19 protein-coding genes are annotated in these 21,462 nt (G+C 73.5%); 8 read left to right on the top strand and 11 right to left on the bottom strand.

The genetic code is table 11. The annotated features are described in order from the left end of the window. The first annotated feature begins 46 nt into the window (after positions 1–46). The 3 genes from ACIPXM_RS12220 to ACIPXM_RS12210 are packed head-to-tail and all read left to right on the top strand — an operon-like array spanning position 47 to position 2,813. Positions 47–733, top strand: a complete 687-nt coding sequence (locus ACIPXM_RS12220) for a response regulator (RefSeq protein WP_401654705.1) — start codon at positions 47–49, stop codon at positions 731–733. Then, the gene (locus ACIPXM_RS12215; RefSeq protein WP_401654704.1) at positions 730–2,214 is read left to right on the top strand and encodes an ATP-binding protein; all 1,485 of its coding nucleotides are present in this window, start codon (positions 730–732) and stop codon (positions 2,212–2,214) included. Before ACIPXM_RS12220 ends, ACIPXM_RS12215 begins: the two co-directional genes overlap by 4 nt. Then, complete coding sequence (locus tag ACIPXM_RS12210) at positions 2,211–2,813, top strand: hypothetical protein (RefSeq protein WP_401654703.1); 603 nt, start codon at positions 2,211–2,213, stop codon at positions 2,811–2,813. Before ACIPXM_RS12215 ends, ACIPXM_RS12210 begins: the two co-directional genes overlap by 4 nt. Positions 2,814–2,825: 12 nt before the next feature. On the opposite strand, the gene ACIPXM_RS12205 is transcribed toward ACIPXM_RS12210, so the two are convergent. Then, positions 2,826–3,437: a TetR/AcrR family transcriptional regulator gene (locus ACIPXM_RS12205; protein ID WP_401654702.1), complete on the bottom strand. Its 612-nt coding sequence runs from the start codon at positions 3,435–3,437 to the stop codon at positions 2,826–2,828. 227 nt (positions 3,438–3,664) lie between these two features. On the opposite strand from ACIPXM_RS12205, the gene ACIPXM_RS12200 reads away from it, so the two are divergent. After that, on the top strand, positions 3,665–4,546 hold the full coding sequence (locus ACIPXM_RS12200; protein ID WP_401654701.1) for a class I SAM-dependent methyltransferase: 882 nt from the start codon (positions 3,665–3,667) through the stop codon (positions 4,544–4,546). A 68-nt stretch (positions 4,547–4,614) separates the two neighbouring features. On the opposite strand, the gene ACIPXM_RS12195 is transcribed toward ACIPXM_RS12200, so the two are convergent. Continuing rightward, positions 4,615–5,457, bottom strand: a complete 843-nt coding sequence (locus tag ACIPXM_RS12195; RefSeq protein ID WP_401654700.1) for a serine hydrolase domain-containing protein — start codon at positions 5,455–5,457, stop codon at positions 4,615–4,617. Positions 5,458–5,518: 61 nt separating this feature from the next. On the opposite strand from ACIPXM_RS12195, the gene ACIPXM_RS12190 reads away from it, so the two are divergent. Together ACIPXM_RS12190 and ACIPXM_RS12185 are read left to right on the top strand one after the other, a co-directional pair. Continuing rightward, complete coding sequence (locus ACIPXM_RS12190) at positions 5,519–5,953, top strand: MerR family transcriptional regulator (RefSeq protein ID WP_401654699.1); 435 nt, start codon at positions 5,519–5,521, stop codon at positions 5,951–5,953. Next, complete coding sequence (locus ACIPXM_RS12185; protein ID WP_401654698.1) at positions 5,950–7,014, top strand: aldo/keto reductase; 1,065 nt, start codon at positions 5,950–5,952, stop codon at positions 7,012–7,014. The genes ACIPXM_RS12190 and ACIPXM_RS12185 overlap by 4 nt, the downstream gene beginning before the upstream one ends. Before the next feature lie 87 nt (positions 7,015–7,101). Here ACIPXM_RS12185 and ACIPXM_RS12180 read toward each other — a convergent pair whose 3' ends face one another. From ACIPXM_RS12180 to ACIPXM_RS12150, 7 genes are all read right to left on the bottom strand, one after another. Next, the gene (locus tag ACIPXM_RS12180) at positions 7,102–8,418 is read right to left on the bottom strand and encodes an acyltransferase (protein WP_401654697.1); all 1,317 of its coding nucleotides are present in this window, start codon (positions 8,416–8,418) and stop codon (positions 7,102–7,104) included. Then, positions 8,415–9,398: an alpha/beta hydrolase gene (locus tag ACIPXM_RS12175; protein WP_401654696.1), complete on the bottom strand. Its 984-nt coding sequence runs from the start codon at positions 9,396–9,398 to the stop codon at positions 8,415–8,417. Before ACIPXM_RS12175 ends, ACIPXM_RS12180 begins: the two co-directional genes overlap by 4 nt. A 384-nt stretch (positions 9,399–9,782) precedes the next feature. Further along, complete coding sequence (locus ACIPXM_RS12170; RefSeq protein ID WP_401654695.1) at positions 9,783–10,469, bottom strand: response regulator; 687 nt, start codon at positions 10,467–10,469, stop codon at positions 9,783–9,785. Then, positions 10,466–11,860 (bottom strand): sensor histidine kinase, encoded by a 1,395-nt coding sequence (locus ACIPXM_RS12165; RefSeq protein ID WP_401654815.1) that lies wholly within the window; start codon positions 11,858–11,860, stop codon positions 10,466–10,468. The genes ACIPXM_RS12170 and ACIPXM_RS12165 overlap by 4 nt, the downstream gene beginning before the upstream one ends. Before the next feature lie 140 nt (positions 11,861–12,000). Beyond that, positions 12,001–12,876, bottom strand: coding sequence for a DUF4429 domain-containing protein (locus ACIPXM_RS12160; protein WP_401654694.1), 876 nt, complete (start codon positions 12,874–12,876; stop codon positions 12,001–12,003). Between the two features lie 76 nt (positions 12,877–12,952). Then, entirely contained in the window at positions 12,953–14,164 is a 1,212-nt protein-coding gene (locus ACIPXM_RS12155; protein ID WP_401654693.1) for an alpha/beta hydrolase, read from the bottom strand. Positions 14,165–14,452: 288 nt separating this feature from the next. Further along, positions 14,453–15,085 (bottom strand): TetR/AcrR family transcriptional regulator, encoded by a 633-nt coding sequence (locus ACIPXM_RS12150; RefSeq protein ID WP_401654691.1) that lies wholly within the window; start codon positions 15,083–15,085, stop codon positions 14,453–14,455. A gap of 129 nt (positions 15,086–15,214) precedes the next feature. Here ACIPXM_RS12150 and ACIPXM_RS12145 point away from each other — a divergent pair, with 129 nt between their 5' ends. Together ACIPXM_RS12145 and ACIPXM_RS12140 are read left to right on the top strand one after the other, a co-directional pair. Beyond that, positions 15,215–16,840, top strand: coding sequence for an MFS transporter (locus ACIPXM_RS12145; protein ID WP_401654690.1), 1,626 nt, complete (start codon positions 15,215–15,217; stop codon positions 16,838–16,840). 138 nt (positions 16,841–16,978) lie between these two features. Continuing rightward, positions 16,979–17,464 carry a peptidase inhibitor family I36 protein gene (locus tag ACIPXM_RS12140; protein WP_401654689.1) on the top strand — a complete coding sequence of 162 codons (486 nt, stop codon included), beginning with the start codon at positions 16,979–16,981 and terminating at the stop codon, positions 17,462–17,464. Here ACIPXM_RS12140 and ACIPXM_RS12135 read toward each other — a convergent pair. Beyond that, positions 17,445–18,254: a potassium channel family protein gene (locus ACIPXM_RS12135; RefSeq protein WP_401654688.1), complete on the bottom strand. Its 810-nt coding sequence runs from the start codon at positions 18,252–18,254 to the stop codon at positions 17,445–17,447. The genes ACIPXM_RS12140 and ACIPXM_RS12135 overlap by 20 nt on opposite strands. Before the next feature lie 108 nt (positions 18,255–18,362). Then, positions 18,363–21,095, bottom strand: a complete 2,733-nt coding sequence (gene aceE, locus ACIPXM_RS12130; protein WP_401654687.1) for a pyruvate dehydrogenase (acetyl-transferring), homodimeric type — start codon at positions 21,093–21,095, stop codon at positions 18,363–18,365. Positions 21,096–21,462 lie beyond the last annotated feature (367 nt).

Below are 21,462 nucleotides of genomic sequence, written 5' to 3'. Positions count from 1 at the left end.
CACCCCGCCCCGCCCGACCCCCTCACGACCTTGGGATACTCCACCAATGCCACGCGTGCTCCTCATCGAAGACGACCCCTCCGTCCGCGAGGGCGTCGAACTCGGGCTGCGCCGCCGCGGCCACGAGGTGCGCGCCGCCGCCACCGGTGAGGCCGGGCTCGCCGCCCTCGCCGAGTTCCGGCCCGACCTGCTGCTCCTCGACCTGATGCTGCCCGGCATGAACGGCGTCCAGGTCTGCCGCCGGGTCCGCGAGAGCAGCCAGCTGCCGATCATCATGCTCACCGCCCGCGGCGACGACTTCGACGTGGTCATCGGCCTGGAGGCCGGCGCCGACGACTACATCGTCAAGCCCGCCCGTACCGAGGTCATCGAAGCCCGGATCCGCGCCGTCCTGCGCCGCATCGAGGAGCCCGCCACCGGCCGCCCCGCCATCGAGTTCCACGGCGAGCTCGCCGTCGACCGGGCCGGACTCACCGTCGCCAAGAACGGCGAGCGGATCGCCCTCGCCCCCTCCGAGCTCAAGCTGCTGCTCCACCTCACCGCCGCCCCCGAGCAGGTCTTCAGCCGCCAGCAGCTCCTCGAACACGTCTGGGAGCACAGCTTCCACGGCGACGCCCGGCTCGTCGACGCCTGCGTCCGACGGCTCCGCAACAAGATCGAGGACACCCCCGGCGACCCCCGCTACATCCAGACCCTGCGCGGCTTCGGCTACCGCTTCGGCCCGCTGACGTGAAGGCCCACGTCCCCGGTGGCGACGCCACCGACCGCCCCCTCAGACGCCTCGGCCGCCCCCAGCTCTTCGGGCTGCGCACCCGGCTCGTCCTCGCCTTCCTGCTCGTCGCCGCCGTCGGCTGCGGCACCACCGCCGCGCTCACCTACCGCGCCGCCCGCACCGCCATCCTCGAACAGACCCAGAACACCGCCGTCACCACCTTCCGCCAGCAGGTCGAGACGATGAGCGTCTCCCTGCCGGTCAACCCCGACGGGCTGCGCAACGAGCTCCAGCGGATCGCCCGGCAGGGCAAGCCGCGCGCCTGGCGGGTCTACGCCGAGTACGGCAGCCTGCGGATGTCCTCCGCCGAGCGGCCCGAGTCCAGCGTCATCACCCCCGAACTGCGCCGCCGCGCCACCGCCGTCGGCACCAGCCACGGCAGCTTCCAGCGCGTGGTCAAGAACGGCGTCCCCTACCTCACCATCGCCGTCCCCGCCGTCTTCGGCACCGTCGGCCGGCTCCCCGAGGGCCGCCCCACCGGACTCGTCATGTACGCGGTGATGGACCTCGGCGAGGAGGAGGCCAACATCGAGGCGATGGTGATCGCCGCCCGCGACGGCGCGCTGCCCGCGCTGCTCGTCGCCCTGGTCCCCGCCCTGATCGCCGCCCGGGGCGTGCTGCGCCCGGTCCGCGAACTGCGCCGCGCCGCCCACAGCATGGGCCGGGGCCGCCTCGACACCCGGATCCACGCCAAGGGCAGCGACGAACTCGCCGACCTGGCCCGCACCTTCAACGCGTCCGCCGCCGAGCTGGAACGTTCCGTCAAGGAGCTGCGCCAGGCCGAGGCCCGGGCCCGCCGGTTCGCCTCCGACGTCTCCCACGAACTGCGCACCCCGCTCGCCGGTATGCTCGCCGTCACCGAGGTCCTCGACGAGGACGCCGCCTCGCTCGACCCCGACACCGCCCGCGCGGTGCGCCTGATCAGCGCCGAAACCGGCAAACTCGCCGTGCTCGTCGAGGACCTGATGGAGATCTCCCGCTTCGACGCCCGCGCCGCCGAACTCCACACCGACGAGCTCGACGTGGCCGAGGCCGTCCGCAAGACCCTGCAGAACCGGCACTGGACCGACCCGGAACGGATCCAGGTCGACCTGACCGACGGCATCCGCGCCCGGCTCGACCCGCGCCGCTTCGACATCGTCGTCGCCAACCTGGTCGGCAACGCCCTGCGGCACGGCCGCCCGCCGGTCACCGTCCGGGTCGCCGCCACCGACGACTGGCTGGTCACCGAGGTCGCCGACCGCGGCCCCGGCATCCCCGACGACGTCCTGCCGCACGTCTTCGACCGCTTCTACAAGGGTGACCAGGCCCGTACCCGCTCGGCGGGCAGCGGCCTCGGCCTCGCCATCACCCGGGAGAACGTGCTGCTGCACGGCGGCACCGTCACCGCCGCCAACCGCCCCGACGGCGGCGCCGTCTTCACCGTCCGGATACCCCGGTGACCCGCGCCCGGCGCACGGCCGCCGCCCTGCTCGCCCTGCTGCCGCTCGGCGCGCTCGGCGCCTGCGGCATCCAGAAGAGCGAGGTGGTCGAGGCCGGGCCCGCCGCCACCGTGACCGTGCACCCCACCGACGACCACAAGAACGTGCTGTTCTTCGTCGGCCCCAACGGCGGCCTGATGCTCGTCGCCCGCGATGTCGGCAGGACCACCGTCTTCGGCCGGCCCGACGGCCGGCCCACCCCCGACCCGACCCACCCCGACGGCTTCCGCACCGAACGCGGCACCCGGGACGGCACCGACGAGGTCCTCGCGTCGCTGCTCAAGGGCCCCAACGCCGAGGAACGCGCCGCCGGACTGCACACGGCCATCGAACTCCCGCGCCAGGCCAAGCCGCACACCACCCCGCAGGAAGCCACCGACGGCTCGACCATCCTGCACGTCAGGATGGTCGCCCGGGTCTCCGAACTCTCCCCGCTGGCCCGCCGCCAGATCGTCTGCACGGCCGCCTACGCCGAGCCCTCCGCCGACCGCGAACCGATGCCGGTGATCCTCTCCGGGACGGACGGCGCCCTGCCGACCGAGCGCTGCGAGGCGGACTGACCCGGGGCCGGGTCACCCGCCGGTACTGTCCCCGACCAGGGCCGCGATCAGCCCGGTGAGTGCCGCCCGGGGGTCCGGTGCGCCGGGTGCGCCGGGTGCGCCGGTCATCAGGAGGTGATGGGCGGTGCCGACGAGGGCGAGCGCGGCGAGTTCGGGGGCCAGGGTCCGCCCGGCCGGGATCCGGCCGAGGTCCCGCTCGGCCGCCAGATAACCGGCGACCGCCGTCTCGACCGCGCCGAAGCCGGGCCGCCCGGCCGCGAAGGCGTCCCGGACCAGACCCGCGGCGGTCGGCCGGGTCAGCACCAGGCCCGAGACCGCCGGGCCGCCGGGCCCGAACAGCGCGTGCACGACGGCGCCGAGGTTCGCCGCCGGGGTGCCCTGCCCGACCAGCCCGGCCAGCGCCCCCGCCCGCTCCGCGGTGCGCGCGAACCGGTCGAGACACAGCTCCGCGACGAACTCGTCGAGCCCCGCGAAGTGCGCGTGCAGCAGCCCCTTGGCGCAGCCCGCCTCGGTGGTGACGGCGCGGCTGGTGAGCGCGCCCGGGCCGTCCCGCTCCACGACCCGCTCGGCCGCCGCGAACAGCCGCTCGCGCACGTCCGGCGTGGCCACTCCGCGCGGTGACATGTGGTGACCCGTTCTCTCTGTCGTGCGGCCGGTTGTCGTCGGACGGCCGGTTGTCGTCGTGCGGCCGGTTGTCGGACGGCCGTCCGGACCCGGCCCGGTCACCGGATCCTACGCGGGCCGGGTCCCGGCCGGGCGCCGGGGGATTGCCAGTATGGGCGGACGCCCATACTGTTTGGGCGTTCGCCCATTCTCATGGGCGCCCCATCCCGTGCCCCCAGGAGGCCGCCTTGTCGTCCGAGCCGTCCGAGTCGTCCGAACGCGCCAACACCGCCCAGGCCCAGGCGTGGAACGGCCCCGAAGGCGTCCACTGGGCGGCCGGGCAGGACCGCTGGAACGCCGTCAACGAAGGGTTCGACGCGCCGCTGCTCGACGCCGCCGGGATCGCCGCGGCCGACCGCGTCCTCGACCTCGGCTGCGGTGCCGGACAGACCACCCGCAGGGCCGCGCTCCGCGCCCACCGGGGCCACGCCACCGGGCTCGACCTGTCCGCTCCGCTGCTCGACGCCGCGCGGGCCGGGGCGGCCGCCGAAGCCGTCGGCAACGTCACCTTCGTGGCGGGCGACGCCCAGACGCACCCCTTCCCGCCGGGCTCCTTCGACCGTGCCGTCAGCCGCTACGGGGTGATGTTCTTCGCCGGCCCCGAGGCCGCCTTCGGCAACATCGGCCGGGCGCTGCGCCCCGGCGGGCGGCTCGCCTTCGTCTGCCCGGCCGCGCCGGAGGACAACGAGTGGGTGGCCGCGATGGCCGCGCTCGGCGAGCACCTCCCGCTCGGCGACTTCGGCCGGGCCGGGCTGCCCGGCATGTTCTCGCTCGCCGACCCCGAGCGGATCAAGGCGGTGCTCGACGCCGCCGGGTTCGTCCGCGTCGCCGTCGCGCCGGTCCGGGCGTACGGCACCTGGGGGACCGACGCGACGGACGCGGCCGGGTTCCTGCTCACCAGCGGACCCGGCCGCCACCTCATGGCACAGGCGGCCCCGCACACCCGCGAGGCAGCCGGGCGGGCCCTCGTCGACCACCTGCGCCGGCACGAGGGGGCGGGGGCCACGACGGGCCGGACGGTGCGGCTGCTCAGCACGTCCTGGCTGGCCACGGCCGAGCGCCCGGCCTGAACGCGCGCCCGGTCTGAACGCGCGCGGGGCGCCGGGGTGCGCCGGGGCGGCCCGGGCCCGGTCCCGGGCTACCTCCGCAGGTCCGCCAGGACCGCGTCCGTGAACACCGGCCACGCCTCGACCGCCCACGCGCCGAAGGCCCGGTCGGTCAGCGCCACACAGGCCGCGCCCCGCCCGGCCGCCGCCTCCGGGTCGATCCACAGGAACGTGCCGGACTGCCCGAAGTGGCCGAACGTGCGCGGCGAGGAGCCCGCACCGGTCCAGTGCGGCGACTTGCCGTCCCGGATCTCGAAGCCGAGACCCCAGTCGTTGGGCCGCTGGTGCCCGTAGCCGGGCAGGATGCCGGTCAGACCCGGGTACGTCACGGTCATCGCGTCGAGGACCGTCCGCGCGTCGAGCAGCCGCGGCGCCTGCACCTCGGCGGCGAACCGCACCAGATCGTCCACGGTCGACACGCCGTCCTTCGCCGGGGACCCGTCGAGGGTGGTGGCGGCCATGCCCAGCGGCTCGAGGACGGCCTGGCGCAGATACTCCGCGAACGGGATGTCGGTGGCCTTGGCGACATGGTCGCCGAGCACCTCGAAGCCGGTGTTCGAATAGATCCGCCGGGTGCCGGGAGCGGCCGTCACCCGGTTCTCGTCGAACGCGAGCCCGGACGTGTGGGCGAGCAGATGCCGTACGGTCGCCCCCTCGGGCCCGGCGGGCTCGTCCAGGTCGATCGCGCCCTCCTCGTACGCGACGAGCACCGCGTACGCCGCCAGCGGCTTGGTCACCGAGGCGAGCGGGAAACGCCGGCCGGTGGGGCCGTGCGCCCCGGCCACCGTGCCGTCCGCGCGGACCACGGCCGCCGCCGCGGTGGGGACCGGCCACTGCTCGATCGACGCCAGACTGGGCACGCTGCTGCTCTCCATGCCGCCGAGCCTACTGGCCCCACTTGCTTCGAGTGCACTCCAAGGTTTTAGCGTGGTGGTCATGAGCGTGACCGAGACCGAGACCATGAGCGCCGCCGCCCGGAGCATCGCACCGGTCGGCAAGGAGCGCTACACCATCAGCGAGGTGGCCGCCCTGACCGGCCTCTCCGCGCACACCCTGCGCTGGTACGAGCGGATCGGCCTGATGCCGCACGTCGACCGCTCGCACACCGGCCAGCGCCGCTTCACCGAGCGCGACCTCGGCTGGCTGCGCTTCGTCGGCAAGCTGCGGCTCACCGGCATGGCCGTCGCCGACATGGTCCGGTACGCGGAACTCATCCAGGAGGGCCCGCACACTCACGACGAGCGGCGCGCGCTCCTGGAATCCACCCGGGACGGCGTCATCGCGCGGATCGCCGAGCTGCAGGACGCCCTGGCCGTACTCGACCTCAAGATCGACCACTACAGCACCGTCTGCGGAGGCACCCCTTCATGAGCAGCAGCAGCAGCACGCCCGCCCAGACCGACTCCGCCGCCCCCGCCTTCCCGATCCCGACCGTCAGGATCGGCGGGCCCGAAGGCCCCGTGACGGGCGTCCAGGGCTTCGGCGCCATGGGCATCAGCGAGTTCTACGGCGACACCGACGAGACGGCCGCCCGCGACACCCTCGAAGCGGCCCTGGAGGCCGGGGTCACCCTCATCGACACCGCCGACTCCTACGCCTACGGCGCCAACGAGGAGTTCCTCGCCCCGTTCGTCGCCGCGCACCGCGACGAGATCGTCCTCGCCACCAAGTTCGGCATCGTCCGCGACGCCGAGGACGCCCGCGCCCGTGGCGTCGACAACTCCCCGGCGTACATCCGCTCCTCCCTGGAAGGCAGCCTGCGCCGCCTCGGCGTCGACGCCGTGGACCTCTACTACCTGCACCGCCGCGACCCCGCCGTGCCGCTCGCCGAGTCCGTCGGTACCCTCGCCGAGCTGGTCAAGGAGGGCAAGATCCGGCAGATCGGGCTGAGCGAGGTGACCGGACCCGAACTGCGCGAGGCGTACGCGGTGCACCCCATCGCCGCCCTGCAGTCGGAGTGGTCCCTGTTCTCCCGGGACGTCGAGCGCAGCGCCGTCGGCGCCGCCGCCGAACTCGGCGTGACCTTCGTGCCGTACTCGCCGCTCGGCCGCGGCTTCCTCACCGGCTCCTTCGCCGACGCGGGCAAGGACCTCGGCGCGAACGACTTCCGCCGCCGCCAGCCGCGCTTCACCGGCGAGAACGCCGAGCGCAACGCGGCCCTGCTCGCCCCGGTCCGGGACATCGCCGCCGCGCACGGCGCCACGCCCGCGCAGATCGCCCTCGCCTGGGTGCAGTCCCGCGCCGCCGCGCACGGCCTGAACGTGATCCCGATCCCGGGCACCCGCAAGCGGTCCCGGCTCCTGGAGAACGCGGCGGCCACCCGGATCACCCTGACCGAGGCGGAGCTCGCCGCCCTGGAGCCGATCGCCGGCCAGGTGACCGGCGACCGCTACCCGGACATGACCTTCACCTCGGCCGCCCGGGAGAGCTGAGCCGGGCGGCAGCCGGGACGGCCGGTGGGGCAGGGGATCCGTCCCCCGCCCCACCGGCCGTCGGCCCGCTCCGCCGCGTCCACGCACCTACGCCAGGCCGAGCGCGAACACCGCGAACCCCGCCGCCAGCACCCCCGCGAGCGCCCTGCGGGCCGTGCCGGTCCGCGTCCACGGCGACTCGAAGCCCCGCGCGTACCGCCCGATCAGCACCAGCAGTCCGGCGAACAGCGGCATCCACGCCAGCCGGGCCAGGATCCAGCCCACCGAGTCCGGCGCACCCACCAGGCCGGTGACCTCACCGACGTACGAGGCGGGGATCGCCGCCGCCAGCATCGCGGTCTGGTGCCAGCACAGGATCGTCATCGCCGACAGGTTGATCACCACGACCGGCGCCCACAGCGCGGGCCGCCGCAGCAGCCGACCGAACCGCTCCCGCAGCAGGATCGCGGCGCCGCTCTGCGCGGCGGCCAGGGCGAGCACGAGCAGCGACGGCGGGTGCGAGTTGGTGCGGGCCTCGCCCGGCACGCCCACCATCGAGGCCGGGTAGCCGAACCACACGAGCAGCGCGGCGAACAGCGCGGCGCCGCCGAGCAGCAGCCCCCAGGCGTGCCGCCGGGTGACCCGGCCCTCGCCCCAGGAGACGCCGAGCTGATAGGCGAACAGCCAGCCGGGCAGGATGTTGAGCAGGCTCAGCCAGGACGGCACGGCATCCGCGTACGGCCCGTAGCGCAGGAAGTCGACCACGGCGACCGAACCGAGCAGCGGCGCCGCCGCCCAGGCGCCGAGCCGCCGGGCGGCCCGCACGCACAGCGGGGTGAGCGCGGTGACCACCGTGTACACGCCCACGAACCACAGCGGCTGGATCACCAGCGTGGACGCCGTCCGCAGGGTGTCGGCGGGCACGCCGAGCCCGAAGTGCAGCAGCGGGAGCAGCGCCGCCCACACGGCCGTCACCCCGAGCACCGGGCGGCCGAGCCGGGCGAGCCGGCCCTTCAGCCAGTCGGCCGTGGAGCCCTGGTGGCGGCGGAACGACAGCACCGCCGCGTAGCCGCCGACCAGGAAGAAGATGCCGAGCATCTGCAGGATCCAGCTGACCGGGGCGAGCCCGCCGAACGCGGACAGCGGGCTGGCGTTGTGGAGCGCGCCGTCGGCGGAGCGGGTGAAGCCGCCGAGCAGCCAGTGCCCGGTGGGCACGGCGAGCAGGGCGAGCGCGCGCAGGCCGTCGATCGCGCGGTCCCGTTGGGCGGGGGTGCGGGCGTCGATGGCGGCGGCGGCCTTCGCGAACGGTCCGACGGCGGGCCGGGCCACGGCGGTGGCGGCAGCGGGCTCGGTGCCCTCGACGGCAGCGGTCGTGCCCTCGGTGCTTTCGGTGTCCTTGGTACGGGGCAGGGTCAGGGTCTTCATCGGAGGTCGTCTCCCTCGGCGATCGCGGCGAAGGCGCGGAGCGAGTCCGTGCCGGGGGTGAAGTAGCCGTCGTGGCCGCGCGCTTCGGCGGCGGGCACGGGGCGGGCGCCGAACTCCGGCGCGGTCGGGTCGGTGCCGTGACCGATCCCGGCGACCTCGACGTTCGGGATCCGGTCGATCCAGTCGGTGGCGTCCTTCGCGGCCCACACCCGGGCCGTGGTGTTCAGGGCGGCCACGTCGTCGGCGCGCATCCCGGGGGAGGCGACGGCGACCAGGTCCTTCGCCTTCAGCCGGTCGGCGGCGAGCCCGCACACCACCGAGCCGTAGCTGTGGCAGAACACGGCGGGCTCGGCGGCGCCGACGGCCCGCAGCCCGTCCGTGAAGCGCACGAGCCGGTCCGCCCCCGCCTCGGCGAGCTCGCCGGAGGCCGCGTCGATGCCGACGCCGACCGGCGTGGTGTACCCGGCCCAGGCGATCACCGCGGTCCGGCCGCCGGTCGCCTCGCGCAGCGCGGTGGCCTTCTGGACGAGCCTGCCGAGGTGCCCGGCGTCGGTGTCGGACCCCGGCACGATCACCGCCACATGGCGGGCGGTGGCCAGGTCCCCGTACACCAGCACCGCCTGGCCGCGGCCGCGCGGGTCGTAGGCGAGCACCTGCTGTCCGGCGAACGCGGCGGGAGCGGTACGGGAGTTGGCGGCGTAGCGCAGGGCGAGCGGGACGCCGTCCAGGTTGCCGAGGACGTCCGGGTGGTTGCGGACCAGCTCCCGCTGCCGCTCGGGGCTCAGGCCCGCGATGTACGCGGCGGTCCGGCCGACCGTCATGCGCGCCGGGTCCGGCAGGCCCGCCGCCTTCCACGCGGCCGTCCCGACGGGCGGGCCCGTCACCGGCAGCTGGCTCGATCCGGACGCCCAACCCGCCGTCCCCACCACCACGGTGGCGGTCAGCGCGGCGGCGACCAGGGTCCTCCTGAACCGGCCCATGCGGCCCTCCCTTTCCGTTCCTGTCTCTCTCGTCGCTGGCGAGGAGAAGGTAGGAAGAGGACGGGTGACGGAACGTCACACCGGGGAGCCAAGTCGCTGGTGATACCGGGGTAGGGGCGGGACGAGCGGCCAGCGGGAGGACGGGGGTGGGGCTGTCCCCCGGGGGCCTGCCCCAGGAGTCGCCGGGCGAGCGGGCGAAATCGCAGGTCAGGGCGGGTCCGGAGGATGGATCGCCCGGGCGGGCCGGGGTGCGGGCCCGCCCCGGAACGGCCGTACCCGGGTACGCGGGTGACCTCACCCCCGTACCCGGGTACGCCTGTCTGCGTCTGCGTCTGCGTCTGCGTCTGCGTCCGTCTCGCGGCCGGTGGCCGCTACCGGGCGCCGCTACTGCCCGGTGCCACCCGGCGTCACCAGACCCGACTCGTACGCGAAGATCACCGCCTGCGCGCGGTCGCGCAGGTCCAACTTGGCCAGCACCCGGCCGATATGGGTCTTCACGGTCTGCTCGGCGAGCACCAGGTGCTCGGCGATCTCCTGGTTCGACAGGCCGCGGGCGATCAGCTCCAGGACCTCGGTCTCGCGCGGCGTCAGACCGTTGAGCCGCAGCGCCGCCCGGTCCGCGCGCGGCGCGGGCCGGGACGCGGCGAAGTCGGCGATCAGCCGCTTGGTCACGGACGGCGCGAGCAGTGCCTCGCCCCCGGCCACCACTCGCACCGCCGCGATCAGATCGGCCGGCGGCGCGTCCTTCAGGAGGAAGCCGGACGCCCCGGCGCGCAGCGCCTCGTACACGTAGTCGTCCACGTCGAAAGTGGTCAGCATCAGCACCTTCGGCCGGTGCACCACGCCCGGCGGCGGGTTCAGGATCTCCCGGGCCGCCGCGAGGCCGTCCATCTCCGGCATCCGCACGTCCATCAGGACCACGTCCGGGTGGGTCGAACGGGCCACCGCGACGCCCTGCCGCCCGTCCGGCGCCTCGCCCACCACGTCGATGTCGCTCTGCGCGGCGAGCAGGGCCGCGAAACCGGCCCGCACCATGGCCTGGTCGTCGACGATGATCACGCGGATGGTCACGGGGCGTCCTTCTGGTCCGTCGGGCTGTTCGGGCCGTTCAGCGGCAGCCGGGCGGCGACCCGGAAACCCCCGTCCGGCAGCGGCCCGGTGTCCAGCGAGCCACCGGTCAACCGTACGCGCTCCCGCATCCCGATCAGGCCGTGCCCGGTGCCCGAACCGCCCTCCACCGGCGCCGACACCCGCTCGGCGGCGGGCCCGTTGACCACCAGGACGTTCAGCTGCCCCGCCGTGTCCCGGCGCACCGACACCCGGGTCGCGGCGCCCGGCGCGTGCCGGATCACATTGGCGAGCGCCTCCTGCACGATCCGGTACCCCGACAGGTCCACCGCCGGGGGCAGTTCGCCCAGGTCGGCGGCGAGCGACAGCTCCGCCGGGACCCCGGCCCGTACCGCCGCCTCCACCAGCTGCTGCACCCGGTCGAGCCCCGGCTGCGGCGCCCGCTCGCCCTCGGTGCCGTCGCTGCGCAGCACCACGAGCAGCCTCCGCATCTCGGCCAGCGACTCGCGCGCCGCGCCCGCGATCGACGTGAACTCCTCGCGGGCCGCCTCCGGCAGGTCCGGGATGCGGTACGGCGCCGAGTCGGCCTGCACGGTGATCACCGACATGTGGTGGGCGACCACGTCGTGCAGCTCGCGGGCGATCCTGGCCCGCTCCTCCAGGAGCGTGCGGCGGCCGCGTTCGGCCTCGCTGATGTTCTCCTGCTCGACCAGGCGCCGCTCCGCGTCACCGCGCGAGCGGAGCGTCGAGGTCAGCAGCAGCACCACGCCTGAAAGGACGAAGAGCAGCACGATCACGCCGGTGCCCGGCCGGTCGGCGGAGACGATCTCGAAGACCGCGCCCGCCACCCCGGTCGACAGCCACACCCCGAGCAGCGCGCGCCGTGACTCGCGCAGCCCGAGCGCGAGCATCAGGAAGAGGTAACCGACCACCACCATCGGCGTCCACGGCGTCGGCAGGGCGCCGTCGTAGTCCGGGACGAGCAGCACGAAGCCACCGGCCACGTCCGCCGCGAAGATCACCCACCACGCCTGCAGCGGCCGGGTGACCGCGAGCAGCAGCGGCGCCGTCTGCGCGGTGCCGAGGGCGCCCGCGATCGCGCCGTGCACGTGGTACGACTGCGTCAGCACGGTGATGGTGACCGGCAGCAGCGCCGACACCAGGGCGAACGCGACCGCGTACGGCAGCCAGCGCAGCCACGGCGAGGCGGCCCTGGCGAACAGCGGCTCGCCGGGCCCGGTCGGCGTGGCGAGCGCGCTGCCCAGACCCCGCACGGCGGTCCTGGCCCGGCTCCCGGCCCGGCCGACGGCCTGCGGCATCCGCTCCTGGAAGCGACCGGTCCCGCGCCGTGTGTCGGCGTTGCTCTCGGTGCCCCTCTTGGTGTCCTTCTCGATGTCGTTCATGGCCCGCTCAGGGTAGGCGCGGGGGGCGGCCGGGCACGTCATACCGGGGCGCGGGCCGTGGGGTGATACCGGAGTACGACATCGGGGCGGCCGGGGTTCCCGGGCCGGGTGTGCCCCGGTCGGCCACGGGCTCAGCGGATCTGGCGGATCCTTTCTGCGGAGTCCCCGACGGCGTTCCCGACGGCGTCGGCGTGAGCGTGCGGGCGGGCAGGGACCGGTACGGCGACCGGGGCGGCGGCCGACGAAGGGGCTGCGGTGGCCTGGGCCGGGACCGGCGCCGGGTAGCGGGCCGAGCCGCCCCGGATCGCCGCCAGGACGGCAGCCGCGAAGGGCAGCGACTCGTGCACCGAGCCGTAGCCGAAGCCGAAGACGACGGAGGCCGGGTCGTGGTCGGGCCGGGGCGCGGGCTCGTCGGCGGCGTCCCGGCGCAGCAGCCGCAGACAGCCCTCGGCGTGCTCCGGCGAATGCCACTCGACCCCGCTCAGCTCCCGGGTCCTGAAGGTCTGGTCGCCCGCCTTCCACTTCTCCGAGGAGGCGCCGGTGCAGAACCAGCGGAAGCCGATCTCGCCGGTCCCGTCGAACGTGGCCTTCCCGTCGTACGCCTTGAAGGACTGCGGTCCGGCGGGCGGCGCCACCAGGAAGCCGTCCACAGGCCCGGTGCCGCCGGGGCGGTCGGCGAGCACGGCGCGCAGCTCGTCGAGGTGCCGCTCGGCGAGCGCCCCGCGCTCGGCGGGCAGCACCAGGCGGTACGGGTCGCAGCCGTCCTTGAGCTGTCCGGCGGCCGCCTCCATCAGCGGATCGGCGCCCGCTCTCGGCTCGGCGTGCAGCACGAGGGTGCCCCGCCTGCCGGGGGCGAGCGTCACCGAGGCCAGCGCCTCGTGCGGCACCCGCCGCTCGCGCAGCGCGCCGAGCAGCTTCGGCGTGCGGATCCCCCGGTCGAAGCGGATGACGACGGCGTCGCTCTCGAACTCCCAGGTGGCATGAATTCCGGCCAGCACATCACCCATACGCCTCATCGTATGCGGCGTATGCCCGGACGTCGCCCCTTCGCAACCACCGTAAATCCGCCGTGATCTACGCGCGTCAGGACGGTGTCCCGCCGAAGATTCCGTCGAGACAAGCGCTGTCGGCGCTCGCGCAGGTCACTTGCCCGTAGCTGCCGACCCCGAGGGCGGCGAAGTTCTCCAGGCTGCGGGTGCCCGGCTCGAAATAGCCGGTGTGCCCGGCCGCACCGGTCGCCGAGAGCCGCCGGGCGCCGAACTCGGGGGCGACCGGGTCGGCGCCGTGCCCGACCCCGCCGAGCTCCATGTGGGGCACGTCGGCGATCCAGTCGTCCTCGTCCCGCATCGCCCAGATCCGGGCCGGGCCGCCCAGGTCGGCGGCGCGGTCGGCCCGCATCCCGGGGCTGCCGGCCACCACCAGATCGGTCACCCGGGCGGGCAGCCGGGGCGCGGCGACCCCGCACAGGACGGAGCCGTAGCTGTGGCAGAACAGGGTGACGGGCGCGTCGCCGGGCAGCGCGCCGGCCAGATCGACCAGCCGGACGGCACCGTTCTCGGCCATCCGCCCGGTCGCCGCCTCGATGCCGACCCCCACGGGGGCGGTGTAGTCGGCCCAGGCGATGACGGCCGTCCTGGTCCGCGGGTCGGCCCGGCGCTCCGCCGCGTACAGCGCGGTCGCCATCCCGGCGGGCGCCGAATAGCGGCGGGCGGTCTTCTGGAAGGTGAGCAGATTGGTGTCGACCCCGGGCACGATCACCGAGACCCGCCGGGCCCTGGTCAGATCGCCGAGGACCTCGGCGGTGCGGCCGGTGCCGGTCGGGTCGAAGGCGAGGATCTGCCGGTCGGCCCGCATCAGGCTGGTGAAGCGGTGCACCCGCCGGACCGCCTCGCGCCGTCCGTCGGCGGTCAGCCGCGGGTCCTCGACCCGGCCGCGCTCGGCGGCGAGGGCCCGGGACAGCGAGACCCGGTTGGCCCGGTAGCGCAGGGCGACCGGGACGCCGTTGAGGTTTCCCACCACCAGGGGATGGGTGTCCGCGAGCCTGGCTCCCTGACCGGGTCCGATGGTGGCGAAGAACGCGGCGATCGTACGGGCCGGGGCCGCCGGGTCCGGCAGCGCACGGCCACCGAGCCGGGCGTGCGTCCACGCGTTGAGCGCGTCCTTCCGGGTCGGGCCCGGCGCGCGCTGGTGGCGGATGGTGGTCCACCCGGTGGTCGCGAGGAGCACGAACACGACGGCGAGCGCGAGCAGCATCCGCCAGACGGAGAGGGTGGGGGAGGAGTCGAAGGAAGGCATTGGGGGCAACCTTAGGGGGTGCCTCACCGGTCGTGCCGGGCTCCCGGCGTCCTGCGACCCTGTCTCCCGCGTTGTCGTCGGTCGCCGACGCTCCGCGTCGACTCCCTCCTCCGCCTTGGATCCAGGGCCCCAGGACCCCGCTCGCTGATCCGGCCCGACCGGCAAGGCACCCCCTGAGGGGCGCACAGGTGCGTCCGGGTACGGGGTGACGTGGATCACGTACGGGCGGGGTTTCGCCCGCGCCGTCCCGTAAAGCCCCTCGTAAGGACCCCTGCCGGGGTGTGTCCGCTACGCCCGCCAGCGGGGTTCGAGCGCCGGGCCGAGGTGGTCGAGGTAGCGCTCGGTGAGGGCCCTGATCGACTCCAGGGTGGGCTGCTCGGTGCGCACCCACAGCTGGCCGGCGACCCGCATCACCCCGCTGAATGCGGCGACCGCGATCCGCGGTCGCGGGTCCTCGTCCAGGCCGATCCCCTCGCGGTCGGCGATCAGCCGGGCGATGGAGTCCTCCATCTCGGTGGAGCGGCGCAGATGGACGGCGAGCAGCGGGGGCGTCGACTCGATGAGGTGGAAGCTGCGGATGTAGAGCTCGACGGGGACGACCTCGGCGATCGCCTCGCCGATGGTGTCCCAGGCGCTCAGCACCGCGTTGCGCATGGCGTCGTACGGGCCCTCGCCGGGCGGCCGTTCGGCGAGCGCCTGCAGGAAACGCTCCTCCACCATCCGCTGGACCGCGAACGCGGCCTCCTCCTTGGTCGCGAAGTAGCGGAAGAAGGTGCGCTGGGAGACCTCGACGGCGTCGGCGATCTCGTCGACGGTGGTCCGCTCGTACCCCTGGGTGGTGAACAGTTCGAGCGCGACCCTGATCAGCGCGTCGCGGGTGCGCTGCTTCTTCCGCTCGCGCAGACCGGGGGCAACGGTCACTTCTCGGGGCCCTTTCACCGTAACTTTTCGGTCACTTCGTCCGACTCAGCGTACCTGTGAGCTACGCGACAGTTACCGGCACGTGAACTGCTTTGTCAATTGTCAGTCGCTGACATTAGCCTGATTCTCATGACTAGTCAGACCACCGTGGAAAAGGCCCCGCAGGGTCGAGGGGGTGACCGGGAGCCCGCAGCGGCGGCCCCGGCGAAGGGACTGCGCGGGCACCCGTGGCTGACCCTCTTCAGTGTGGCCGTGGGCGTGATGATGGTCGCGCTCGACGGCACGATCGTGGCCATCGCCAACCCCGCCATCAAGGACGACCTCCAGGCGTCGCTCGCCGAGGTGCAGTGGATCACCAACGGTTATCTGCTCGCCCTCGCGGTCGCGCTGGTCACCGCGGGCAAGCTCGGTGACCGCTTCGGGCACCGCCAGACCTTCCTCATCGGCATCGCGGGCTTCGCCGTCGCCTCCGGCGCGATCGGCCTGTCCAGCTCGATCGGGCTCGTGATCGCCTTCCGGGTGCTCCAGGGCCTCTTCGGCGCGCTGCTCATGCCGGCCGCGCTCGGTCTGCTGCGCGCCACCTTCCCGGCCGAGAAGCTCAACATGGCCATCGGCATCTGGGGCATGGTCATCGGCGCCTCGACCGCCGGTGGCCCGATCGTCGGCGGCCTGCTCGTGGAGCACGTCAGCTGGCAGTCCGTGTTCTTCATCAACGTGCCGGTCGGCGTCCTCGCGCTCGTCCTCGGCCTGGTGATCCTCAAGGACCACCGCGCCGAGAACGCCCCGCGCTCCTTCGACATCCCCGGCATCGTGCTGCTCTCGGCCGCGATGGGCGCCCTGATCTGGGGCATCATCAAGGCCGGTGAGTCCTGGGGCTGGGGCGACCTCAAGACCTGGGGCTGCCTGATCGGCGCCCTGGTGCTCTTCGTGGTCTTCGCGATCTGGGAGACCCGGGTCGCCGAGCCGCTCATCCCGCTGAAGATGTTCCGCTCCGTGCCGCTGTCGGCCGGTGTGGTGCTGATGATCCTGATGGCCTTCGCCTTCATGGGTGGCCTCTTCTTCGTGACCTTCTACCTCCAGGGCGTGAAGGGCCTCAGCCCGGTCGACAGCGGACTGCACCTGCTGCCGCTGACCGGCATGATGATCGTCTCCTCGCCGCTGGCGGGCGCCCTGATCACCAAGTTCGGCCCGCGGGTCCCGCTGGTCGGCGGCATGGTGTGCACGGCCGTCGCGATGTTCGGCATGATCACCCTCTCGTCCGGCACGGGCACCTTCGCGATGTCCCTGTGGTTCGGCCTGCTCGGCCTGGGCCTCGCCCCGGTCATGGTCGGCGCCACCGAGGTCATCGTCGGCAACGCGCCGCTGGAGCTTTCCGGTGTGGCCGGCGGTCTGCAGCAGGCCGCGATGCAGGTCGGCGGCGCGCTCGGCACCGCGGTGCTCGGCGCCGTGATGTCGTCCAAGGTCGCGAGCTCCTTCGGCGAGAACTGGTCGTCCGCCGGACTGCCCGGCGCCGCCGACCCGCGCCTTGAGCAGGCGGCCGAGTTCGGCATGGTCCCGCCGGAGCTGGCGAAGGCGCCGGGCATGACGCCCGAGAGCGTCCACGCCATCGGCAACGTCATCCACGACACCTTCATGGACGGCATGGGCGCGGCCTTCACCGTCGCCGGTGTGGTGGCCGTCCTCGCCGCCGTCGTCGCGACCTTCACCAAGCGCGGTGAGAACGCGGAGGCGGGCGCGGGCGTGGGCCACATCTGACCCGCTGACCCAGGCTCTCAGGGTTCCCGTAGGGGGCCGTCACCCGTTCGCGTGAACGGGGGCGGCCCCTCTTCCATGCGGTGGGTTCCTTCGCCATGCTCTTGATTACAGAGAGTTACGAGACGGGGGTTCACCTGCATGTTCACGAACACGATGACCGAGAAGACGGCTCAGGCGACGGACACGGTTGGGGCGGCCGGGGCGGCCGGGGTGGCCGGGGTGCGGCGGGCGGCGCTCACCGCCGGGGTGGTGCTCGCGGCGCTGACGGGGCTGCTGACGCTCCCGGCGCAGGCGGCGGTGCCGACCGTGCGGAGCGCGGTGACGGCGGCCGGGGCCACGACGCTCGGGGCCTGCGGGCCGGGCCAGTTGTGCCTGTGGCCGAAGACGGAGTTCAAGGGCCGCGCCCAGGCGCACGAGCTGGCCGCGCTCGACATCGAGAGCTGTGTCGCGCTCCCGGCGGGCACCAGCGCGCAGTCCCTCGCCAACCGGACCGGGCGGCCGGTCACCACCTATCAGTCCGCCGAGTGCGCGGAGACCGGGGAGTTCGAGACCTATCCGGGCAAGGGGGTGTGGGTGCCGCAATCCCCTTATCAGGTGCGGGCGTTCAAGATCTGGGAGCGGTGACGGCAGCGGCGGCGGCTGCCGGGGTGGCGGCGGGCCCGGCCGGCTCGGCGGGCGGCGGGGGCTGCGCGGGCGCCGGGGGCTGCGGGGGTGAGAGGCGCGCGACCTCGGCCCGCAGCTCCCTGACCTCCTCGGTCAGCGCGAGCAGCAGCTCGGTCTGCCGCCGCTCCACCTCGTCGTCCCGCTCGAAGCGCGCGATGAACCAGGCGGCGATGTTCGCGGTCACCACACCGAGCAGGGCGATCCCGGACAGCATCAGGCCCACCGCGAGCACCCGGCCGAGGCCCGTGGTCGGGGCGTGGTCGCCGTAGCCGACCGTGGTCATCGTGGTGAAGGACCACCAGACCGCGTCCCCGAGCGTCTTGATGTTGCCGTTCGGCGCGTCCCGCTCCACATGGAGCACGGCCAGCGAGCCGAACATCATCAGCCCGACCACCGCGCCCGCCACATAGGTGGTGAGCGTTATCTGCGGGGCCATCCGGGCCCGCCGGCCCACCAGGAGGAGCGTGGAGACCACCCGGAGCAGCCGCAGCGGCTGCACCATCGGCAGTATCACGGCCAGCAGATCCACCGGATGGCCGCGCACGAAGGCCCACTTGGCCGGGGCGAGTCCCAGCCGGACCAGATAGTCCAGGGCGAACGCGGCCCACACCCCCCACTCCACATGGGTGCACAGCCGGTGCACCCACGGGGCGGCGTCCGGCGCCACGATCGGCACGGCGTAGGCGATCCCGAACGCGACGGCGAGCACCAGCAGCGGTGTCTGGGTGCGTTCCTCCCAGCGATCCTTCATGACCGGCATCGTAGGGAACGCCGAAGGGCGGCAGGACCATGGTCCCACCGCCCCTCACCAGCGGTTACGCGCCAGAGGCGCCGTCAGCCCGGTTCGGCGGGCCCGGGCTCAGGCGTCGCCGCCCGCCGCGCCCGGGTCGGCGGCGGCCACATCGAGCAGCTGGTAGCGGTCCACGGCCTGCTTCAGCGCCGACCGGTCGATCTTGCCGTCGTGGGCCAGCTCGGTGAGCACCGCGAGCACGATCGACTGGGCGTCGATGTGGAAGAAGCGACGCGCGGCACCCCGGGTGTCCGCGAAGCCGAAGCCGTCCGCGCCCAGCGAGGTGTAGCGGCCCGGCACCCAGCGGGAGATCTGGTCCGGCACCGCGCGCATCCAGTCCGACACGGCCACGAACGGGCCCTCGGCGCCCTGCAGCTTCCGGGTCACCCACGGCACCCGCTGCTCCTCGTCCGGGTGCAGCAGGTTGTGGCGCTCCACGTCCACGGCCTCGCGCCGCAGCTCGTTCCAGGAGGTGGCGGACCAGACGTCGGCCCGTACGTTCCACTCCTCGGCCAGGATCCGCTGCGCCTCAAGGGCCCACGGCACACCGACACCGGAGGCCATGATCTGCGCCGGGATCGCCCCGGCCTCGCCGCGGCGGTAGCGGTGGATGCCGTGGAGGATGCCCTCGACGTCCACGTCGGCCGGCTCGGCGGGGTGCTGGATCGGCTCGTTGTAGACCGTCAGGTAGTAGAAGACGTCCTCGGCGTCCGGACCGTACATCCGGCGCAGACCGTCCTTGACGATGTGCGCGATCTCGAAGCCGAAGGCCGGGTCGTAGGCGACACAGCCCGGGTTGGTCGAGGCCAGCAGGTGCGAGTGGCCGTCGGCGTGCTGCAGGCCCTCGCCGGTCAGCGTCGTACGGCCGGCCGTGGCACCGAGCACGAAGCCGCGGGCCAGCTGGTCGGCCATCTGCCAGAACTGGTCGCCGGTGCGCTGGAAACCGAACATCGAGTAGAAGACGTAGACCGGGATGAGCGGCTCGCCGTGGGTGGCGTACGCGGAGCCCGCGGCGATCAGCGAGGCGGTGCAGCCCGCCTCGGAGATGCCGTCGTGCAGCATCTGGCCGGTCGGGGACTCCTTGTAGGCGAGCAGCAGTTCGCGGTCGACCGCCTCGTACTGCTGGCCGAGCGGGTTGTAGATCTTGGCGCTCGGGAAGAAGGAGTCCATGCCGAAGGTGCGGTACTCGTCGGGGGCGATCAGCACGAAGCGCTTGCCGATCTCCTTGTCCCGCATCAGGTCCTTCAGCAGCCGGACGAACGCCATCGTGGTGGCGATCTGCTGCTGGCCCGAGCCCTTGAGGACGGCCGCGTAGGTCTTGTCGTCCGGCAGCGCCAGCGGCTTGGAGCGGACCACCCGGGTGGGCACGTACCCGCCGAGCGCCTTGCGGCGGTCGTGCATGTACTGGATCTCCTCGGAGTTCCGGCCCGGGTGGTAGTAGGGCGGCAGCCCGTCCTCCAGCTGGCGGTCCGTCACCGGGATGTGCAGCCGGTCGCGGAAGCGCTTCAGGTCGTCGACCGTCAGCTTCTTCATCTGGTGGGTGGCGTTGCGGCCCTCGAAGTTGGGGCCGAGGGTCCAGCCCTTGACCGTCTTCGCCAGGATGACCGTCGGCTGGCCCTTGTGGGACTTGGCCGCCGAGAACGCCGCGAAGATCTTCTTGTGGTCGTGACCGCCACGGCCCAGGTGCAGGATCTGGTCGTCGGTCATGCCGTCGACCATGGCCCGCAGCCGCTGGTCGTCGCCGAAGAAGTGGTCCCGGATGTAGCCGCCGGTCTCGGTGGCGTACGTCTGGAACTGCCCGTCCGGCGTCGTGTTCATCTTGTTGACCAGGATGCCGTCCCGGTCCTGCGCCAGCAGCGGGTCCCAGGAGCGGTCCCAGATCAGCTTGATGACGTTCCAGCCGGCGCCCCGGAAGACCGACTCCAGCTCCTGGATGACCTTGCCGTTGCCGCGCACCGGGCCGTCGAGGCGCTGCAGGTTGCAGTTGACGACGAAGGTGAGGTTGTCGAGGTTCTCCCGGGCCGCCAGGGTCAGCTGGCCGAGCGACTCCGGCTCGTCCATCTCGCCGTCGCCGAGGAACGCCCACACATGCGACTTGGAGGTGTCGGCGATGCCGCGCGCCTCCATGTAGCGGTTCATCCGGGCCTGGTAGATCGCGCCGAGCGGGCCGAGGCCCATCGACACGGTCGGGAACTCCCAGAAGTCCGGCATCAGCCGCGGGTGCGGGTAGGACGAGAGCCCGTTGGGGAACTTCGACTTCTCCTGGCGGAACGCGTCGAGCTGGGTCTCGGTCAGCCGGTCGAGCAGGAAGGCGCGGGCGTAGATGCCGGGGGAGGCGTGGCCCTGGAAGAAGATCTGGTCGCCGCCGTCGCCCTCGTCCTTGCCGCGGAAGAAGTGGTTGAAGCCGACGTCGTACAGCGAGGCCGAGGAGGCGAAGGTGGCGATGTGACCGCCGACCCCGATGCCCGGGCGCTGGGCGCGCGACACCATGACGGCCGCGTTCCAGCGGGTGGCGTTGAGCACCCGGCGCTCGATGTCCTCGTTGCCGGGGAAGAACGGCTCGTCACGGGTGGCGATGGTGTTGACGTAGTCCGTGCTGCGCATCTCCGGGACCGCGACGCGCTTCTCGCGCGCCCGCTCGATCAGCCGGAGCATGAGGTAGCGGGCCCGCTCCCGGCCCCGCTCGTCGACGGCTGCGTCCAGGGAGTCGAGCCACTCCTGGGTCTCTTCCGGGTCGAAATCCGGGACCTGGCTGGGGAGGCCGCCAATGATGATCGGGTTGCGATCGGATGCGGAAGCCACGCTGTTCCTTCGCTGCTCGGTGGAGCCCAGCGGGACGGGAGCCCCGCTGGGGCCGGGATGTTCATCGTGTACCCCGCCGACGGCAAACGTCATCTTTACCGAGCGGTAACCCTCGCGGGGCGCCCAGAGCCCGTCGCCGACGGTCCGCCGACGGTCTCCGGTCCGGTCAAATCGCAACCTTACGCCCATCCCGCGCATGCGTTTCGTCAGCGCGTTCGGCAGACTGAAGCCGCAGAGCCCCACATTGCGGGGCGAAGAGTGCGTGCCACGTCACGGAGCGCGACGGTCACTCGCCGGAAGTTGCGGCGAGACGGCCCCAAACGTCACCGTTTCGGCGGTCTCATCGGCCGGGTACTTGCGCGATCCG

Origin of the sequence: Streptomyces sp. NPDC090025, from assembly GCF_044748125.1 — a bacterium.
Taxonomy (GTDB): domain Bacteria; phylum Actinomycetota; class Actinomycetes; order Streptomycetales; family Streptomycetaceae; genus Streptomyces.
Note: the sequence above shows the minus strand (reverse complement) of the source record. Positions and strands in the feature narration are given on the sequence as shown.

Bases quoted from the DNA above. Each gene is read 5' to 3' on its own strand.
- ACIPXM_RS12160 (WP_401654694.1), bottom strand. From the start codon at position 12,876: ATGGGTGATGTGCTGGCCGGAATTCATGCCACCTGGGAGTTCGAGAGC.
- ACIPXM_RS12185 (WP_401654698.1), top strand. From the start codon at position 5,950: ATGAGCAGCAGCAGCAGCACGCCCGCCCAGACCGACTCCGCCGCCCCC.
- ACIPXM_RS12175 (WP_401654696.1), bottom strand. From the start codon at position 9,398: ATGGGCCGGTTCAGGAGGACCCTGGTCGCCGCCGCGCTGACCGCCACC.
- ACIPXM_RS12140 (WP_401654689.1), top strand. From the start codon at position 16,979: ATGTTCACGAACACGATGACCGAGAAGACGGCTCAGGCGACGGACACG.
- ACIPXM_RS12195 (WP_401654700.1), bottom strand. From the start codon at position 5,457: ATGGAGAGCAGCAGCGTGCCCAGTCTGGCGTCGATCGAGCAGTGGCCG.
- ACIPXM_RS12205 (WP_401654702.1), bottom strand. From the start codon at position 3,437: ATGTCACCGCGCGGAGTGGCCACGCCGGACGTGCGCGAGCGGCTGTTC.
- ACIPXM_RS12180 (WP_401654697.1), bottom strand. From the start codon at position 8,418: ATGAAGACCCTGACCCTGCCCCGTACCAAGGACACCGAAAGCACCGAG.
- ACIPXM_RS12145 (WP_401654690.1), top strand. From the start codon at position 15,215: ATGACTAGTCAGACCACCGTGGAAAAGGCCCCGCAGGGTCGAGGGGGT.
- ACIPXM_RS12190 (WP_401654699.1), top strand. From the start codon at position 5,519: ATGAGCGTGACCGAGACCGAGACCATGAGCGCCGCCGCCCGGAGCATC.
- ACIPXM_RS12220 (WP_401654705.1), top strand. From the start codon at position 47: ATGCCACGCGTGCTCCTCATCGAAGACGACCCCTCCGTCCGCGAGGGC.
- ACIPXM_RS12155 (WP_401654693.1), bottom strand. From the start codon at position 14,164: ATGCCTTCCTTCGACTCCTCCCCCACCCTCTCCGTCTGGCGGATGCTG.
- ACIPXM_RS12135 (WP_401654688.1), bottom strand. From the start codon at position 18,254: ATGAAGGATCGCTGGGAGGAACGCACCCAGACACCGCTGCTGGTGCTC.